The organism is Methanomassiliicoccales archaeon LGM-RCC1 (assembly GCA_030168575.1).
Taxonomy (GTDB): Archaea; Thermoplasmatota; Thermoplasmata; order Methanomassiliicoccales; family Methanomethylophilaceae; genus Methanoprimaticola.
This window is the reverse complement of sequence record CP115555.1, coordinates 1,242,925-1,261,440: the sequence shown is the minus strand read 5'-3', so window position 1 is coordinate 1,261,440 and position 18,516 is coordinate 1,242,925. Positions and strand designations below refer to the sequence as shown.

Annotated in this window: 18 protein-coding genes and 1 tRNA gene; 6 read left to right on the top strand and 13 right to left on the bottom strand. The window is 55.0% G+C overall.

Going from position 1 to position 18,516, the window contains the following annotated elements:
- Positions 1-2: 2 nt before the first annotated feature.
- The 4 genes from mcrB to PED39_06395 all read right to left on the bottom strand — a co-directional run bounded on the left by mcrB (position 3) and on the right by PED39_06395 (position 4,315).
- Complete coding sequence (gene mcrB, locus PED39_06410) at positions 3-1,325, bottom strand: coenzyme-B sulfoethylthiotransferase subunit beta (protein ID WII07220.1); 1,323 nt, start codon at positions 1,323-1,325, stop codon at positions 3-5.
- 292 nt (positions 1,326-1,617) lie between these two features.
- On the bottom strand, positions 1,618-2,328 hold the full coding sequence (locus tag PED39_06405; protein ID WII07219.1) for a DUF169 domain-containing protein: 711 nt from the start codon (positions 2,326-2,328) through the stop codon (positions 1,618-1,620).
- An 85-nt stretch (positions 2,329-2,413) separates the two neighbouring features.
- Entirely contained in the window at positions 2,414-3,451 is a 1,038-nt protein-coding gene (locus tag PED39_06400) for an MtaA/CmuA family methyltransferase (GenBank protein WII07218.1), read from the bottom strand.
- A 141-nt stretch (positions 3,452-3,592) separates the two neighbouring features.
- Complete coding sequence (locus PED39_06395) at positions 3,593-4,315, bottom strand: metallophosphoesterase (GenBank protein WII07217.1); 723 nt, start codon at positions 4,313-4,315, stop codon at positions 3,593-3,595.
- 51 nt (positions 4,316-4,366) lie between these two features.
- On the opposite strand from PED39_06395, the gene PED39_06390 reads away from it, so the two are divergent.
- Positions 4,367-5,128, top strand: coding sequence for a ribonuclease H-like domain-containing protein (locus PED39_06390; GenBank protein WII07216.1), 762 nt, complete (start codon positions 4,367-4,369; stop codon positions 5,126-5,128).
- Positions 5,109-6,521, top strand: a complete 1,413-nt coding sequence (locus tag PED39_06385) for a DHH family phosphoesterase (protein ID WII07215.1) — start codon at positions 5,109-5,111, stop codon at positions 6,519-6,521. The genes PED39_06390 and PED39_06385 overlap by 20 nt, the downstream gene beginning before the upstream one ends.
- 7 nt (positions 6,522-6,528) lie before the next feature.
- Here PED39_06385 and argF read toward each other — a convergent pair whose 3' ends face one another.
- Both argF and PED39_06375 read right to left on the bottom strand, forming a co-directional pair.
- Positions 6,529-7,449 carry an ornithine carbamoyltransferase gene (gene argF / locus PED39_06380; GenBank protein WII07214.1) on the bottom strand — a complete coding sequence of 307 codons (921 nt, stop codon included), beginning with the start codon at positions 7,447-7,449 and terminating at the stop codon, positions 6,529-6,531.
- A 119-nt stretch (positions 7,450-7,568) separates the two neighbouring features.
- Complete coding sequence (locus PED39_06375; protein WII07213.1) at positions 7,569-8,090, bottom strand: hypothetical protein; 522 nt, start codon at positions 8,088-8,090, stop codon at positions 7,569-7,571.
- 288 nt (positions 8,091-8,378) lie between these two features.
- Here PED39_06375 and PED39_06370 point away from each other — a divergent pair.
- Positions 8,379-8,452 (top strand) — tRNA-His (locus tag PED39_06370).
- Positions 8,453-8,482: 30 nt separating this feature from the next.
- On the top strand, positions 8,483-9,934 hold the full coding sequence (locus PED39_06365; protein ID WII07212.1) for an RtcB family protein: 1,452 nt from the start codon (positions 8,483-8,485) through the stop codon (positions 9,932-9,934).
- On the opposite strand, the gene PED39_06360 is transcribed toward PED39_06365, so the two are convergent.
- Entirely contained in the window at positions 9,935-11,236 is a 1,302-nt protein-coding gene (locus PED39_06360) for an HD domain-containing protein (GenBank protein ID WII07211.1), read from the bottom strand.
- Position 11,237: 1 nt separating this feature from the next.
- The gene (locus PED39_06355) at positions 11,238-11,729 is read right to left on the bottom strand and encodes an RNA-binding protein (protein ID WII07210.1); all 492 of its coding nucleotides are present in this window, start codon (positions 11,727-11,729) and stop codon (positions 11,238-11,240) included.
- On the opposite strand from PED39_06355, the gene PED39_06350 reads away from it, so the two are divergent.
- Positions 11,719-11,868, top strand: a complete 150-nt coding sequence (locus PED39_06350; protein ID WII07209.1) for a hypothetical protein — start codon at positions 11,719-11,721, stop codon at positions 11,866-11,868. The genes PED39_06355 and PED39_06350 overlap by 11 nt on opposite strands.
- 139 nt (positions 11,869-12,007) lie before the next feature.
- Here PED39_06350 and ileS read toward each other — a convergent pair whose 3' ends face one another.
- The 5 genes from ileS to rpe all read right to left on the bottom strand — a co-directional run bounded on the left by ileS (position 12,008) and on the right by rpe (position 18,180).
- Positions 12,008-14,956: an isoleucine--tRNA ligase gene (gene ileS, locus PED39_06345; protein ID WII07208.1), complete on the bottom strand. Its 2,949-nt coding sequence runs from the start codon at positions 14,954-14,956 to the stop codon at positions 12,008-12,010.
- 62 nt (positions 14,957-15,018) lie between these two features.
- The gene (locus PED39_06340) at positions 15,019-15,801 is read right to left on the bottom strand and encodes a tRNA threonylcarbamoyladenosine dehydratase (GenBank protein WII07207.1); all 783 of its coding nucleotides are present in this window, start codon (positions 15,799-15,801) and stop codon (positions 15,019-15,021) included.
- Positions 15,798-16,490, bottom strand: a complete 693-nt coding sequence (locus PED39_06335) for a TatD family hydrolase (GenBank protein WII07206.1) — start codon at positions 16,488-16,490, stop codon at positions 15,798-15,800. Before PED39_06335 ends, PED39_06340 begins: the two co-directional genes overlap by 4 nt.
- A 4-nt stretch (positions 16,491-16,494) precedes the next feature.
- Positions 16,495-17,523 carry a flap endonuclease-1 gene (gene fen / locus PED39_06330; GenBank protein ID WII07205.1) on the bottom strand — a complete coding sequence of 343 codons (1,029 nt, stop codon included), beginning with the start codon at positions 17,521-17,523 and terminating at the stop codon, positions 16,495-16,497.
- A gap of 9 nt (positions 17,524-17,532) precedes the next feature.
- The gene (gene rpe / locus PED39_06325) at positions 17,533-18,180 is read right to left on the bottom strand and encodes a ribulose-phosphate 3-epimerase (GenBank protein ID WII07204.1); all 648 of its coding nucleotides are present in this window, start codon (positions 18,178-18,180) and stop codon (positions 17,533-17,535) included.
- A gap of 120 nt (positions 18,181-18,300) precedes the next feature.
- On the opposite strand from rpe, the gene PED39_06320 reads away from it, so the two are divergent.
- Entirely contained in the window at positions 18,301-18,516 is a 216-nt protein-coding gene (locus PED39_06320) for a hypothetical protein (protein ID WII07203.1), read from the top strand.

Sequence of the window (18,516 nt, the reverse complement as noted above, 5' to 3'; positions counted from 1 at the left end):
CCTCACAGTTTCTTCTTCACCTTCTTTGCCTCTGCAGCGACACACTGCATAGGTCTGGCGAACTCCTCGACGTCTCCAAAGACCTCTTTGAAGAGACCGGATGTGGCCTCTGCGGAGAAGGTCTGTGTTCCTCCATCGAGACAGTTGGCGGCTGTTACTGCAGGGATGAGAACTCCCTTCGAGTGCCTGGTTACGACGTGGTTTCCGTGGAACAGACCAGGTCCTCCTCCTCCGTAAATGGAGTGAGAGAAGAATGACATACCGACTCCTACTCCCTCGGAACGACCGTAGTCGACACCAGGAAGTCCGGACTCGTGCTCGAGCAGATCGTTGTAGTACAGGACGGTTCCGGGAACTCCCTGTGCTGCCCTTGCTGCTCCGATGTTGACCATAACTGCTGCGACCATTCCGGTTGCTGCGTATGCGTTCCAGAGAGGGAGATCCTTTGTCGTGTAGACTTTGTATCCGCTGGGGAGTGTCTCCTTCACTTTGATGACGCCGTCGGCAATTGCCCTGTCCATAAGGGACTCGATAACAGTTCCGACAGTTCCGGTCTTTCCGTTCTTCTTGACAAGTGTGTAAAGCATGTTGTTGGCGTTGAGTCCCTCGTATGCGAGAGCGAGAAGTCCTCCCCTCTCGAAGTTTCCGATAAGGTCTCCCATCTCGTAGGATTCGCACTGCTCGAAGATAGCCGAGAGGGCTGTTCCCTGCATTGCGTTCCTGTTGACGAGAGCAACAACGTGGTTTGCCATGATGTTCCTGAGTGCGAATCCAGCACCCTCGTTGTTCTGGGGAACCTCGAGGATTGACTTGACGTTTGCGCCCTGGAATGTGATGGTCTGGGGGTATCTTCCCCAAACGGCTGCCTTAACCATGTTGGCCTCATACATCGGAATCTTGAACTCATCGATGATGGCCTCTGTGACGGCTGCTGCAACCGATGTGAATCCTGTTGTGTACTCGATTCCAGCGTCCATCCTTGCTTCAGGTACAATGACGACGAGCCTGTTGCCCTTAACGGTAACCTCTGTACCGTCGCCGTCGAAGACCTGGACCTTCTCTTTTACGATCTTGGCGATCTTGTTCGCGTTCTTGACAAGAGCGATGTCGATCTCTTTTCCTTTGATCATCGCGCCTGCTACTGCACCGGACTTGAGACCCTTCTCAATTCCAGCGAGGTCGACTGCGATTGTCCTCTTTGTCAGAGACACGATCTTCTTGATCGCTTCGTTGCGCAACGGACTGATGGCCTCCAACGGAATGTCTTTCGCGATGCGCTTTCCGTTGTCGTCATACAAGTCAATTACGTCCTCGTATTTTGGCATTTCATACCTCCTTGTTCAATAATTTTCTGCGAAATATCGCTATTTCGCATACCCCTTGCGTGCGGAAGTATATTTTTTCTGAATATAAGGGAGATGGTTTGCTGGCTAACTGAAGTGCTGTTAAATCTATGGTTTTTAGGTGTTAAATCGCCATTTTCTGCCAAAATCAAAAGTGGTTTCAATGGGTTTTATTTAATGATTTGGTGAGTTGGATGTATCCTCTTTTTCCATTTATATACTGTAGCAAAAAGGGAGAATCGGAGTAACACTGCCCCGATTCTCCGCGAAAAAATCACTCTCTCTTCGCCTTCTGCATGACACCTTCGTTGTACTTCTTGAGGTGTCCGACGAAGCCCGGGATCATGTTGTAAGGTATGCCGCAAGCCATCTCGTCGGGGCGCATATCAGTCTTCTTCCTGCAGCCGAAGCATCCCAAGGAGATGTTCGGAAGACCGGTGCATACGGGCATCGCAACTACGTCCTCACAAGCGCATTGGAAGGGCGATGTGCTGAACTCGACACGTCCTCCTTTCTCTGCTGTGGTAAGAGGAACAATCCAATAGATCCTCTCAGGGATATCATCGATGGCGACCACATCAGGCTCGAAATCTGCGTCCTTGAGGGGGCATACAATCTCACCTATGGTCTTGAACGGCACGATCTTACGATCCGTGATCATCTTACCGGCAGCCTGGACAGTGTCGTGCATGCCGATACCTGCGTGGAATTCCCCGGACTTGATCTTGTCTGAGGTCTCCACCATGTTCAGCGCGGATGCTCCGACCATGCAGCTGTGGCAGGCCAGTGGCATCTTGAAGGATGCTCCGTCCTTGGCCCTGAATATGGCCTGGCAGTGACTCTGCTGCTCAGTGGGCTCGTTGTATCCCTCAGGGAACTCCTCTCCCTCTTTGACAAGCTTGATGGCCACAGGCTCATGGCGCAGCTTCATGACTTCCTTCATGACCTCTGCGTATTCCTTGTTCTTCTCGAGAAATTCTGACATGAGGTGGGAATGCCCATCCACACTATAAACCTATAATGATAAGAAATAGGGGAACCCCCCGGTTAAGGGGGGAATGAGTTTGAAATCAGAGAGACTTAATGGCGTTAACCATTGCGGTGTAGTTCTCGTCGGGTGTTCCGGGTGCGATACCGCATCCAGAGGAGATGATGTTGAATCCGGCCTTTGCAGAGCGGATTGCAGCCTCCTTACACTGCTCAGGTGTTCCCTGGAACAGAGGCATAACTGATCCGACGTTTCCGACCATACAGGTCTTTCCGCCGACCTTTCCGCAAGCGACTTCGGGCTCGACCTTCTCCTCGATGGAGATTCCGGTGACTCCGGTTGCGACCATCATCTCAAGGATGGGCTCGGTGTTTCCACAGATGTGGAGGATGGAGTACTTGTCGTTTCCGGGCTTGAGTGCAGGACCGATGTACTGTCCGACGTACTGGTCGAACATGTCGGGTGCGAGCATGTCGGTGGATCCGGTAGGCTCCGAGCACTGAACGACGTCTGCTCCGGCTGCCCACAGGGCCTCGGTGTATGTCCTTACGTAGGGGGTCATGTACTTGAGCCACTTCGCGACATCGTCGGGGCACATGAGGATTCCGAAGATGATGTTCTCTGTGTTGCACAGGTTTCCGGTGAGTGTGATGACTCCGGTGTTTCCTGCGATGACGGGGTACTCGGATCCGTACTTCTCCTTCAGGATCTTGACGGAATCGATGACGACCTTGGGCCTTCCCTTGCTGATCATTTCCTCGGGCTTGATGAGCTTCTCTTCGAGGTTGTCGAACTCGCCCATCATTGCATCGAAGTGCAGGGGGTGCTCCTTGATCATGGGTGCTGCATCCTTCTTGTCGACGGCGACTGTTGCTCCGAGGCACTCGGTCTCTGCTGTCAGACAGAATGCGGCCCTGACTCCCTCGGCACCGTTGACGGTTGCCTGGGCTGCTGCCAGTGTTGCCATGAGGTTGGGATCTTTGTGTGCGTCAGGCCATGCTGCTCCGACTTTGTCCATCTGTGCAACTGTTGCTGACTGTGTAAATACTGCGACTGGGGGCCTGTCAAGGGACTCCTGTTTCAGTGCAGCAAGTACTCTCTCTCTAGGTGTCATTGCCATAATGAAAACTCCTGATGTTTGCATACCTTTCATCCTATATAAGAAAAGAGGGAAGATATGGACCGCAGTTATGACCATAGCTTAACTTTTAGGGGTTGTTGGGTGCCATCTGAGTTGTATGTATCCGCCAACTCGTTTTCATCACAAGGTGACGTCAGAAATGTCTGCCAGGGTCCCCAAGTCCATCAGGCCCATGTCCGTAACGCCGTAAAGACGGGCGTTGGGGTAGTCCGCATCCTTCAATGCGGGGGCCATGACCGCATCCTTGTCAAGGACGAGATCGTTTCCCGAGGCGAATGGGCTGAAAGGCGGAAGGACGATCACACCCTCCTTCTCCGCATGGACGAAGCATTGAATCTTCAGGCCACCGCCAACGCTCCCCGGGATCCTCACGGAAGGGTGCTCGTGCCCTATTATAACCGGCCTCACACCGGAATCCACATGCCCGTGCTCCAGGCGGAAGCCCATTATATCGATGTAATCGACCACCAGGAATCCGAGATCGGCCACGATGTTCTGCAGATAATTGTCGTGGTTTCCTTTGATGGCTACGACCTGCGCCGCCTCGGCAAGGAGGTTGAATATCTTCCTGACCTCCTGCTTCTCCTCGTAACCGGCACGCTTGAAGTCGTGCTTAATGTCCCCGAGGAGGACGATCCTCTTCGGTTCGTACCTGGACAATATGTCGTTGAGGCACTCCCTGATGGACTCGGTGTTGATGCGTGGAAGGTACATCCCCTCCTGCTCGAGCGCCCTCTCGTAACCTAGGTGAAGGTCCCCGAGAACAACCGTGGGGCCTTCATCGAGGACCAGACACCTGTCGCTGGTGATCCTCACTCCCGGCAGTATCTCCTTGGCCCTCATGACCGCCCTTAGAGAATAGGGATTAAAACCGTTTACGCATATGCGGGAGCGATGATCGAACACACCTTCCAGATTCTGCCTTCAGTGGGTGCCAAGAAGGAGAGGAGCATCTGGGAATCGGGCATACTTGATTGGGACGATTTCCTATCGTCCGACAACATCGGCTGCGTCAAGCCTGCCCTGAAGGAGAAATCGGATCCGATCATCATGCAGGCTGCGGAACTTCTGAAGGAAGAGAATGCCTGCGCATTGTCCGATCTTGTGCCCAAATCTGAGCATTGGAGGATGTACGACCGCTTCAAGGACGATGCAGCATACCTCGATATCGAGACCGACGGTCTGAGCAGGGATGCGCTCGTCACGGTGGTCACGGTCCATAGGAAGGATAAGACGTACACCCTGACGGAGGGATTCGACCTGGATTCCGAATCACTGTCGGATGCCCTGAAAGGCTCCAAGATGCTCGTCACGTTCAACGGGAGCTGCTTCGATGTTCCCGTTCTAAGGAACAGCTTCCCCGAGGTGGATTTCGATATCCCTCAGTACGACCTACGCTTCGCATCGAGGAAGGTGGGATTCAAGGGAGGACTGAAACCCCTGGAGATCGAGCTCGGCATAACAAGGGCCGAGGAGATCGAGGGAGTGGACGGCGCTGAGGCCGTCCATCTTTGGCATATGTGGAAGAGGCACGGTGACGAGGATGCACTGAACATCCTGCAGGAATACAACCGTGCAGATACCATCAATCTCGAATACATCGCCGGAGTGATCTACGGCAAACTCGTGAGGGAACATGCCGGATACAAATGGTGACCTTGGACGTATGGAGCGCGACCTGGCCACTGCGGCTGCTGGCCTCAGGAAGGCGAAGAGCATACTCATCGTCTCCCACATAGATGCGGACGGGATAACGGCCGGTTCCATCGCGACGATCACAGCTGACCGTCTCGGAGCGGAGCACCGCACTGTTTTCGTGCCTAAGATCACCGAGGAGACCATCGCTATGGTCAATGACGCCCCGGAGGATTACGTTTGGATATGCGACCTCGGAAGCGGATACCTGTCCGAATTCTCCAGGTCCAATCTTGTGATCACTGATCATCACGTTCCCGACCCCAAATGGAGGAAGAAGCAGACATCTCTGGACAACTTCGTATCAGTGGACCATCTCAATCCACACGTGTACGGGTTCGACGGCTCCTTCGAGACCTGCGGTGCAGGTATGACCTATCTGTTATCGAAGGTGGTGGATCCCGCCAATATCGATCTCGCCTACCTCGCCATCGTCGGTGCTGTGGGGGACTTCCAGGACACCAATCAATCCAAGCTCGTCAGCATAAACCGCATGATAGTCAACGATGCCGTCGCGAACGATGACCTGGTGATAGAGCAAGACCTGAGGCTCTTCGGAAGGGAGACCCGCCCCATCATACAGTTCTTCCAATACTGCAACGAGCCCCGCTTGGAGGGGCTCACGGACAACCCCAACGGATGCATGGACATGCTGGAGTTCCTGCACGTCCCGCTCAAGAAGAACGGCGAATGGAGGTCTTGGAACGATCTGGACCCCTCGGAGAAGGAGAGGGTTACGGACAACGTTCTGGAGCTTGTGTGCCTCGAGGACCAGAAGAGAATCTACGGGGAGGTCTACACCCTGCCGAAGTTCGAACACGGGACCGGACTCAGGGACGCTAAGGAATTCGCAACAGTCCTGAACTCCTGCGGAAGATACGACGATGCGGAGACGGGGATGAGAATATGCTGCGGGGACACGACCGCGCTGAAGGATGCGGAGAAGAACCGTGCCGACCACAGGAGGCACATCTCATCAGCATTATCTTATGTCAAAGACAACCATCTGATCAGGGAGCGCAGGTTCATCCAGTACTTCGATGCTGGGGACAAGATCAGGGACACTGTGGTCGGTATCGTGGCCGGTATGCTCCTGAACTCTCCCGAATGCAGACACAACCTGCCGATAATCGCCTTCGTCGATTCGGATGACGGGGTGAAGGTATCCGCCAGGGCGAACAGGGATCTGGTCGACAGAGGCCTGGACCTCTCTGTAGTTATGAAGACCGCCTCCGGACTCGTAGGAGGGTACGGCGGAGGTCACAGCGTCGCAGCGGGAGCGACCATTCCGGAAGAAAAGAAGGAGGAGTTCCTCGACATAGTCGAGGACATTGTCTCCTCCCAGGTGAATTGAGTTTTGTTCAGCCCTTCATCAGGGTGTACAGGACTGCCTTCTGTGCGTGCAGCCTGTTCTCTGCCTGATCGAAGACCACGCTGTGGGGTCCTTCCATGACCTCGTTGGTGATCTCCTGACCGCGGTGTGCGGGGAGGCAGTGCATTACGATGCATGTGGGCTTCGCCAATGCGACGGTGTCGTCGTTGATCTGGTAGGGCTTGAAGATCCTGATGGCCTCTTCCTCGGACGTGGTGTCTCCCATGGAGATCCATGTGTCCGTGTACAGAACATCGGCATCCACGCAGGCCTTCTCGGGCTCATGGGATGCGATGATCTTGGATCCGTTGGCCTCGGCGATCTTAGTGGCGTTCCACATAATCTCCGCGTTGGGCATCCTGATAGCAGGACAGCATGCCACCATATCGATTCCCATGATAGCGCATGCGTAGAGCAGGGAGTTGCAGACGTTGTTTCCGTCTCCAAGGTACACGAGCTTCTTTCCCCTGAATCCTCCGAGCTTCTCCTTGATTGTGACCATATCGGCCAATGCCTGGCAGGGGTGCTCGAGGTTGTCCAGTCCGCTGACTACGGGAACGGATGCCCAATCTCCGAGCTTGTCCATCATCTTGTAGTCATTCGCACGATACATGATGGCGTGGACGAAGCGGCTCATGACACGGGCCGTGTCCTCCATGGTCTCGCTGTGGACTCCGATCTGCATCTTGGACTCGTCCAGATAGACTGCGTGTCCTCCGAGCTCGGTGATCGCCACATCGAAGGAGATCCTGGTCCTTGTGCTGGGCTTCTCGAAGATCATACCGAGGGACTTTCCCTTCAGGGGGTCTCCGTGGTGTCCGCGCTCTGCCTTGAGCTTGATTGCGAGGTCGACAAGGTCGGGCCACTCGTCCTTCATGTCGACTACCGAAATCAGATTCTTCTTTGCCATGAAGGTGCGTCATTATTACTGTATTTAAAAAATGATGGTAAGAGAGGATTTGGGCGATTGGGCCGGCTATAGACGATTGCCGGCCCCTTGTCCCAAGAACAGTTATTGGTTAACCCCATTCAATCTTCGTTTTTCGATAATGAGAGCTGCCATGCCCCTATCAGGATCATGGCCATTGTTATAACCAACACCAGGATGGGGGCGGCGATTGAGCCCGAATTGGCTGGATCTATGAAACTGATCGGAACGTTCACCGTGGTTATGTAAATCTTCAAAGGATAGGTCATGGGAGCGAAGATTGCTATGAGATATGAGATCAGGTACAGCACTGCCCCGCCCTTTGCCCACAAGGAGTTGACTGCTCCCAACAGGATCATCAATATCGATATGACGAACAATACGAGCAGCAACACTCCAGGGATGCTGCCGTCGAAGATACTGATGCCGTCAGCGATGAGTTTGTAGATTGTCGCGCTTTCCAAGGGTAACGAATACTCACTCTCTCCCAGGTACAGAGGGTAGTTGTATCCGAACACCATGAAGATCACCATGGCCACTGCCGCGATTAGAAAGACGATTCCAATCCAACGGCGTGATGAATCATCTAGAGTCTGATTCCCGTATTTCCTCCAGTTAGTCATGATTGCGGATTTATATACTCGTTTATAAAGTATTGCGATACTGAACACCGTTCAGCTCCGCATTGTCTCACGCTCTATAGTCGGTGCTTCCAAAATATATCATAAATCGATGACAACACCACTGAAATGGCACGCAAGAAAAAATCCGTCGCCCTTAGGCATCATAAGTTCATTGGACTAGTCCCTTGTTACCCTGGCGTTTTTCATAGATTCAGCATAGGTTTCCAACAGGGTGAAGAATCCCGATATGTTTATGTAAGGGAATCTGATTGCCCGAATTACAAAATGGCCGGGATAGGGTAGCTTGGTTATCCTAGGGGACTGTGGATCCCTTGACTCGGGTTCAAATCTCGGTCCCGGCCCCTATTGTGTTTCTAATCTGGTGCATCATCATGTCGTGGGAGGGCAAGCTCAACAAGATCGACGACAACAGATGGGAGATCCCCATGGACGAGAACCTGGGGATGAAGACCAATGCCGTCATCTATGCGAGCGAGGAGATGCTCTCACAGATACGTTCTGACAATGCACCCATGCAGGCCGCCAATGTCGCATGCCTCCCCGGTATCGTGGGGAGCTCCATGGCCATGCCGGACATCCACTGGGGATACGGTTTCCCCATCGGCGGAGTGGCCGCTGTGGATGAGTACGAGGGATCGATCTCCCCCGGAGGAATCGGATTCGACATCAACTGCGGTGTTAGACTTATCAAAACGGACCTCACGCTGGAGGATCTCGGCGACAAGAAGAACGAGCTCATCGACGAGCTCTACAGGAACGTCCCGTCTGGACTGGGCTCCAAAGGACTGACCAAGGTCGGGTACAAGGAACTTGACGATATCCTATCCGTGGGATCGGAATGGGCGGTCGAGAACGGATACGGATGGGAGAAGGACCTGGAAGTGACCGAGGAGTTCGGACACATGAAGGATGCGGACACATCCGTAGTCAACGATAAGGCCAGGAAGAGAGGGCTTCCGCAGCTGGGATCGCTCGGTTCCGGGAACCACTTCCTGGAGGTCGACCTGGTTGAGAACGTCTTCGATGAGAGAACGGCTAAGGTATACGGCCTGAAGCAGGGCACTCTTGCCATCACCGTACACTGCGGATCCAGAGGATGCGGGCATCAGATCGCGACCGATTACCTTCAGGAGATGGAGCGCTACATCAAGACCAACTCCGTCAACCTCCCGGACAGGCAGCTGGCCTGTGCACCTATGGACTCCAAGCTCGGTGAGGACTACTACAAGGCCATGTGCTGCGGTGCCAACTATGCCTGGGCCAACAGGCAGATGATCACACACTGGGCCAGGGAATCCTTCGAGAAGGTTCTTGGAGATTCCGCAGAGAACATGGGAATGGATGTTGTCTACGATGTCGCGCACAACATCGCCAAGAAGGAGAGGCACGACATCGACAAGCATCACGAGGATGTTCTGGTCCACAGGAAGGGCGCCACACGTGCATTCGCTCCCGGAAGGTCCGAGATCACACTGCGCTACAGGGATGTAGGACAGCCCGTCATCATCCCCGGCAACATGAAGGTAGGCACCTATGTCCTCGCAGGAAGGAAGGGCTCCATGGAGCAGACCTTCGGTTCAACCTGCCACGGGGCAGGAAGACAGATGTCCAGATCTGCAGCGATAAAGACGCTGTCCATGGACTCTATCCTGAACGAGATGGCATCCAACGACATCTACCTGAGGAACGGTTCTAGGGAAGGTGTGCTCGAAGAGGCCCCCCGCGCATACAAGAACGTGGATCAGGTCATCGAGGTCGTCTGCAACGCAGGACTCACTGAGAAGGTCGCCAAGCTAACGCCCATCGGTGTCATCAAGGGCTGATCACAGTCCGAGGACTTTCTTTGCTGCCTTTTCCGCGGATTCCCTGAACATCGATGGTGCAGACACCAGTATCGCCCAGCTGTACGGGTTGCGTGCCTGGAGGGCCCTGGCGATCGGGGAGAATCTTGCCAATGACATGACCTTGCCTCCGTCGTCGATGATGGACACGTCGGTCTTGCCGATGTTGATGGACGACTGAAGGTTGCTCTTGGAGGTTATCTCGACACCGACGTTGAAGACATCCATGTCCGCCTGGTCGGCGATCTCCTGCTCGAGACGCTTGGTGCCTTCCCTGTTGGCGTATCCGATGAGCTTCGAGGCCACCTCTTCATCGACATCGGTGCTGTAGACCGCGAAGGCCTTCTTGTTGATGTCGCGGTTGAGGACGCGCCTGATGCAGTTGGAGCTCTTGCCGTCGGAATCGATTACCTTCTGGACAAGGTCGTAATCCGTCCAGAGGTAGATGTCGGAGAGGTCGAGCCCTGAATGCTCCACGGATTTGCACAGCATCTTCTCGGCTATCCTGGTGGTCTCGTGGAAGTAGACCGATGTGTACATCAGCGACCTGGATACCATCAGACCCTCGGCGGCGGTGATCCCGCCCCTGCGGATCATGATACGGTCGTTGTGGACGGTCATGGTGTTGATCAGCCTGTCGCAGTCGATATCGCCGTGTGTTATCCCTGTGTAGTGGGCATCCCTCATCAGGTAGTCCATCTGGTCGGCATCAACAGGGCCGTGTATGATCTGATGGGCGTAATCCCTGGAAGGGAAATGGTCCTTGCCCATGAATGAATCCAGATTCTCGCTGTGTGAATTCTCATAAGCGATGAGGTCGCAGACCTCTTTGGGATCGATGCCTTCTCTCGCGATCTCGTCACCTATCGGCCTTAGGCCGTCGAAGAGGTCGTCGTCCACTTTCTTGTGGTTGGGGAGCTTGCCTGTTATGAGCGCACGGGCCAGCTCCATATGATCCAATCCAGTTGCATCCTCCATTATGGATTCCAGGCAATGGGAGAAAGGTGCGTGGCAGACATCATGGAGAAGACCTGCCATCCTCACGGTCTTGGATTCATCCTCACCGAGACCTATGGCATTCGCCATGCGTCCGGCCAGATGGTAAGTTCCGAGACAATGCTCGAAGCGGGTGTGGTTAGCGCCGGGGAAAACAAGGTATCCTAGGCCGAGCTGCTTCACGGTCCTCAGCCTCTGCATCTCAGGACGGTCCGTTATGTCCTGGTAGATGCCGTCGACGATGATGTTTCCGTGAACGGGATCCTGGATTACCTTGCCGCTGCGCATATCATTCTCCAGACTTCCAGAGCTTGTCGCCCACGTAGTGGATGGTCTTGATGGCCTTTCCGCCTGCCTTGTTCTTCAACTCGGTTCCGGAACGCAATGCCTTTCCGATGGCGAGCGGGGCGCCGTTCTTGATGTCCTTGATCCAAACGAGGTCTCCCTCGGCCACGTTCTCGTCGGCATCGGTTATTCCGGGGCCCATGACATCCGCTCCGTTGGTGACGAACGGTACTGCTCCCATGTCAACGGTGACCGATCTGGCGGTGGGCCTGTACTTCAGGATTCCCCTGATGGTCAGGAAGGGTTTCTCCTCATAGACGAGTCCGAGGATGTCCTGCCCCACGAAAATGACGTTGAAATCCGAACTCTCGGCCATGTCCACCGGATCCCTCTCATCGAAGACCGGAACGCCGAAAAGCTCCTGGAGATTCTTGGACAGGGCCTTGATCTCCTTCTCTCTCATCCTCTTCCTTTTCCTGATCATAATGTCGGACATTGAACTCCGTATGGAAGTCCAGATAAAAGATATCATTGATGGAAGAAACCTGATGGCACCGGGGGATAGGATAGGATGGATGGATTTCCGGTGCCATCTGGAGGATTGTGCCTTTGGGGATGCACTTCTTCTCCTCTGATTACACCATCCACCCGGTAGTATTTAAAGTTCAGAAGGGGAGGTGACCGAAAGTGGAACCTATGATTTTGATGTCTGGCTAGCAGAAAAATCGACTGAAAGTGGAAATGAAAATGAGGGGCCGAAGCCCCTGAGTTTGCTCACTCCTTGGGAGTGATTCCGATGGTGATCATCTTGCCGGTGACGTCCCACTCCTTGACCTCGGTTCCCTTGGGTTCCGAGGTGAAGACGAGCTTCTCGGCCCTGACCTCTGAGGAGATGTGCTCCTTCCAGGTCTCGAACAGGCCTACGAGGCGCTCCTCCGATGCCACATCGACATCGATGAACTGCTCCACCTTGAGCTTCATGTCCTTACGCATCTGCTGGATACGTCTGATGAGCTCCCTGGCGTAGCCCTCCGCCTCGATCTCGGGGGTGACGTTGAAGTCGATGAAAATTGTTCCCTCGTCGAACTCCACGGGCTCGATGTCCTTCTCAACGGAGGGGATCTCATCCTTTCCGAGGTACTGGACCTTCTTGATGTTACCCTGATCCGCGAGGACGTCGTCGAACAGCTTGACGGCCTTGTTGACGTCTGCATCGTTACCGCGGACGAAGACCTGAAGCAGAGGCCACCTGAGCTTGGATCCCATCTTCGCCCTCTCGGCGGCGATGATGTCCACGATGTTCCTGACGAGGGACATGCTGTGCTCGATGTCCTCGTCGATGAGCTTCTCGTCGCAGACGGGCCAGTCCTCCATGTGGATGGACAGCTTCTTTCCGCCCATGTGCTGGTAGACCTCCTCCGCGATGTGGGGCGCGATGGGTGCGAGCACAAGTGCGGTCTTCATGATCGCGTAGTACAGGGTGAAGTATGTGGCATTCTTGTCAGCCTCAGCATCTGCTCCCTCGGACCACGACCTGTCCCTGACGAGACAGACGTACCACCTGGATAGGTCCTCGAGGATGTAGTTCTCCAGCTCGCGTGCGACGATGTGCAGCTCCCTGGTCTCGAGGTACTGTGTGACGGTCTTCACGATCTTCTCGGTCCTGGAGATCATCCAGCGGTCCTCGTCCCTGAGATAGGGGGAGATGGACTCGATTGTGAACTTCTCGGGGTCGAACTTGTCCAGGATCATGTACGTGGATGCGAAGTTGACTACGTTCCAATAGGTGTTCAGGACCTTCCTGGCGTTCCTGGGGCCGTCCTTCTGGAATGCGGTATCCTCCCAGGGAGCGTTGCTCTTGATCATGTAATACCTGACGGAGTCCGCACCGACCTGGTCGATGAGCTCCAAGGGCTCGATGACGTTTCCTAGGGATTTGGACATCTTCTGTCCCTTGGGATCCAACACCCATCCGTGCATCATGACCTCGTCGTAAGGTGCACGGTCGAAGGAGATCACTCCGGCTCCCAGCTGGGAGTAGAACCATCCCCTTGTCTGGTCATGTGCCTCGACTATGAAGTCGCCGGGCCACCACTTGTCGAATTCCTCCTTGTGGTGAGGGTATCCGAGGGATGCCCATGCAGCTACTCCGGAATCGAACCAAACATCAAGGACGTCGGGAACCCTGTGCATGGTCTTGCCGCACTTGGGGCACTTGAATGTCACTCCGTCGATCCAAGGCCTGTGGGTGTCCATGCCGTCGGTGTATCCCTCTCCAGCCTTCAGCTCCTCGTACTGGCCGACGACCTTCTTCTCACCGCACTCGCACTCCCAGACGGGCATTGGGATTCCCCAGTACCTCTGCCTGGAGATGCACCAGTCCCTGGCGCCTTCGACCCAGTTCTTCTCCCTGGTGCTTCCGGCCCAGTCGGGGACCCATTTTGCACGGTCGATCTCTGCGAGCATCTCGTCCTTGACCTTGGGGACCTCAACGAACCACTGGCGGGTGTTCCTGTAGATGATGGGTGATTTGCATCTCCAGCAGTGCCCGTACCTGTGCTTGATCTTGCTGGAGTTGAACAGCTTGCCGTTCTCGTCCAGATACTTGATGACGTCGTCGTGGACGGTCTTGACCTTCTTTCCCACCATCAGGGGGAACTCGTCGGTGTACCTTCCGTTCTCCGCCACGGGACAGAAGGGTGCGATGCCGTACCTCTTTCCGGTCTCGTAATCGTCGGGACCGTGTCCGGGTGCGGTGTGGACCAATCCGGTGTTGTCCTGCTCCACGTATGTGGCGGTGACGACCTTGTAATTCCAATCTGCCTTGGGGACGTCCAGCTGGAAGACGGGCTCGTACTCGATGCCCTCCAGCTCCTGTCCCTTCATCCTCTTGAGGACCTCGAACTTCTCGTATCCGCCCTTCTGCATGATGTAATCCGCCTGCGACTCCAGGATGATGAGCTCCTCCTCGCCCTTGGCTCCGGACATCTTCACCCTTGCGTAATCGAAGTCGGGGTGGACCGCCACGGCCATGTTGGCTGCCAATGTCCAAGGGGTTGTGGTCCAGATGAGCAGGGATGCCGTATCGCCTTTGATAGGGAACCTTACCATGATGGAAGGATCGGTCTCATCCCAGTACTCGATCTCGGCCTCCGCCAGTGCTGTCTCGCACCTGGGGCACCATGTCACGACTCTGCTGGAATCCTTCAGGAGTCCCTTCTCATAAGCCCTCTGGAGGGTCCACCATGCGGACTCGATGTAGTCCAGCTTGATGGTCTGGTAGGGGTTGTCCCAATCCATCCACACTCCGAGCTGCTTGAACTGCTCGGTCATATCGGCGTGGAGTCCGAGTGCGAACTCCTTGCAGGTGTTGACGAACTTGTCTATTCCGAGCTCCTCGATGTCCTTCTTGGAGTGGACACCGATGTTCTTCTCGACCTTGACCTCGATGGGGAGACCGTGCATATCGAATCCGGGCTGGTCGCGGATGTTGTATCCGTTCATGGACCAGTACCTGATCATGATGTCCTTGACGGTCTTGTTCATCGCGGTTCCCAGGTGGATAGCGCCGGTTGTGTAGGGCGGTCCGTCGACGAAGTAGAACTTCTTGCCACCCTTCCTGGCTTCCCTGGTCTTCTCATAAGCATGCTTGGACTTCCAATACTCCTGGATGTCCTTCTCGATGCCCTTGGCATCATAATTGGCGCGGATCGGCGTTATCATTGCTAGTCCTCATTGGCGGGAGCTATCTTGTCCCGCGTATGTCCGCGTGTATGCGCAACTTATTAAAATAGGATTGTAAGAAAATCCGCTTCAGAGGCTGACGTATAGCTGAACAAGCGGCCTCGCACCCATCGCGATTGCGTCCTATCCCTACAGATGAACTTGATGGCCTCGTTGGCCAAGGTCATGCCGAAAACCGCGGGGACAGTAGGCAACGAGCCCAGGACGCTCTTCCCGTGGTCGTCCCTCTCCGACGGCTTCGCCACCGGGGGCTCCACCGAATAGACGGCGGTGATCCTCGATGTATCGCAATCCCTGAGCGATTTCCTGAGCGATGCCGCGATCGGGCAGACGCTGGTCTTCATGAGCGGTGATACTCTGACCGATTGCGTATCGATGTGAAGTGCAGCACCCATGGACGAGAATGTTGTGATGCCTTTCTCGGAAGCATGCTTTAGAAGCGCGGTCTTGTTGCGGACGGTGTCTATCGCATCGATCAGGATGTCGTAGTCGCCCTGCAGTATGCCGGGAACGGTCTCCTCGGTGACCAGTGCATCTATCCCTTCTATCTCGATGTCCGGATTGATGGATCTGGCCCTCTCGCAGGCGGCCTCGACCTTCGATCTGCCGATCGTATCCTGTGTGGCTAGGATCTGACGGTTCAGATTGCTGTCTGAGAACACATCGTGGTCCACGACCCTTATCCTGCCTATTCCTGCGCGTACTAGTCCTTCGAGGACATACCCTCCGACCGCACCGCATCCGACTAGGATTACAGATGCATCCTTCAGCTTCTGTATGCCTTCCTCTCCCAGGATCAGTTCCGTCCTCTGCGACATGCTCATGGGAACAGCCTCCTCAGATTCTCCTCCGCCGTAGCGATTAGGTCGTCCGCCGGTTTACCGATAATGCTGCCGAGCCTCTCTGCGAAATCCCGCATGCCCTTGAAGTCCTTCCCGCATACCGGGGAGTCCGTCTCCAGGAGCAGTCTGTCCTCCGGGATCGCCTCCATTAGCCTCTGGACCCTTATGTCCGATCTGGACAGAAGTCTGGGGGAGACAGAGAAATAGCATTCCATCTCCGAATATGGCTTCACATAGCTGTCGGAGCCGTAGGAATGCAGGATGGCCTTCAGTTTCCTACCCTTGAGCGAATCGAGGACCATCTTCTCGCATCCCACGTCATGTATCGACACGACCCTGCCGAAGTACTCTGCAAGGTCCAGCTGTTGGATCATGACCATGGTCTGGAAGAGGATCTTGCCTCCCCTCTTGGAATCCAGTCCGATCTCTCCCACATGTGCGTCGGGATCGTCCTTCAGGATGTTGTAGAGCCTGGACTTGCTCTCAACCGTCCATTCCTCCCCGAACCAAGGGTGAACCCCGTAGCACTTGATCATCCTGGGGTCGTCGATCTGCATCTGCCTGTCCCACTCGTCGGGCTTGGCCACGCAGGACACTATGCGCGACAATTCAGAAAAATCGCCGTATCCCTCCGGGGCCTGCTCGATGCCGTGCAAGTGGGAATCGATCATGGTATCAGAACCAAGCGTCCAAGGACCTCTGCTTCTTCCTGTTGGCCTCGGCCTTCCTGGCAGTCTCGATCTTGTTGATCACGTTGACCACCCTGTCCTCGGAGAACTCGTACTCGTTCATCAGGTCGAGGATGCCTTCCCTGTCGATGTCCCCGACCTTGACGCTGTAGTCGTCGGACCTGGGGCCGTTGAGGAAGATCTCCCTGACCTCCTCGTACTCGGGGATGTCTATGTCGGTCTCCTCCATGACCTTCTCCAGGGATCCGTGCTTCTGGATGAGCTTCAGTCCCTTCTTGGGTCCGATGCCCTGTACCCCTGTGTTGAAATCCGTTCCGATCATCATGCAGACGTCCACAAGCTGCTCCCTGGTCACTCCGAGGGACTCAAGCATCTGCTTGGAATCTATCAGCTCGGTCTTCACGTCCCTGTAGATCTGCTTGCCGGGGACCTTCCTCCTGCCAGTGATGGTCATGTTCCTGACCAGCAGGGGTGCCCCGAACAGTATGGAATCGAAATCCTGGGATGCGGCTGCGTAGACGTCTCCCTTGCTGCACATGTATGCGGCCTGGGCCTCTCCGTCGCTGGGCGCCTGCACTATGGGCAATCCCATGAGCGTGATGAGCTTCTTGGATGTCTCCAGGATCTCCGGGGTCATCCTCGCGGTCTGCTGGGCCTTGGAGAACGCCTTCTTCATATCGCCTTCGGCCAGGGCCTGCTCGTACTCCTGCTTGGCCTTCTCCCTCCTGGCGATCCTCTCCTCGATGGTCCCCGCCTTCAGCTCGTTGGGCTTGCCGTCGAAGACGAATGATGGTTCTATGCCGGCCTCGATGAGATTGGCCGTGCGGTACAGGATACCCGTGAGGTGGGATGTCACCCTCCCTTGGGAATCCATCAGAGGCTTCCCGTCGGGCTGCCTTATGATCGATAGGAATTGGAATATGGTGTTGAAGGCATCGACTGCCACGGTCTTCCCGCGGAGCTCCTCGAGCTCTATCTCCTTCGCGGTCACAATGGGCGATAGGTTTACTCCCATGCTAGCACCTCAGCTCTGATGCCATTCGGCTATCGTCGAGGACATGTCATCCATCTTGAACAGATAGGAACCTGCGACGAGGATGTCTACTCCCGCATCTACGCATACCTTGGCGGTGTCCTTGTTGACCCCTCCGTCCACAGAGACCAGTATCTCCTTCCCGTTCTTCTTGGCCCATTCCTTGACCCATGAGATCTTAGGAATGCAGTTGGCTATGAACGACTGGCCTCCGAATCCCGGGTGGACCGTCATGACCAGGACGAGGTCTACCTCCGGAAGGAATTCCTCGAGGGCGGTGACCTCCGTCTCCGGATTGATGGAGATACCTGGCTTGATCCCTTTGGATCTGATCTTCTCTATGGCTCCGTGGATATCCCCCTCTGCCTCGCAGTGGACGGTGATGAGGTCGCAGCCGGCATCGGCGAAAGCGTCGATGTAACGGATGGGATCCTCGATCATCAGATGCGCGTCGAAGGGGATCTTCGAATACTTCCTGATAGCCTTGATCACAGGCGGACCGAATGTGATGTTGGGAACGAATGCGCCGTCCATGACATCAAGATGTGCCCAGTCCGCGCCAGCCTTCTCCACGCGTACCAGCTCCTCTCCGAGCCTTGAGAAATCCGCCGAGAGCATCGACGGGGATACGAGGGTCATGCTATCCAGTATGACTGCCGGATATAAGGTAGGTTGGTTCGTTCGGTGATCGTCGATAGCCTATCACCTGTCAATCTAACAAGCGCTGATTATTTAGTCCAGTGAATCGATTCAGTAAGTATGGCACTAGCAAAGCACAACGTCGCGCCGGCAAAGTGCGATGTCAAGGGATGCGAGAACGACGCCGAGAGGTCGTTCAACATAAAACAGGTCTCGAAGACCGACTTCACTCTGAAGAGCGGCGACCTCCGCAACGTGCACCTGTGCAAGGAGCACTACAAGGAGTTCAAGAAGCAGACCAAGACCGACAGGAAGCTCGACTCGATCTACGAATGA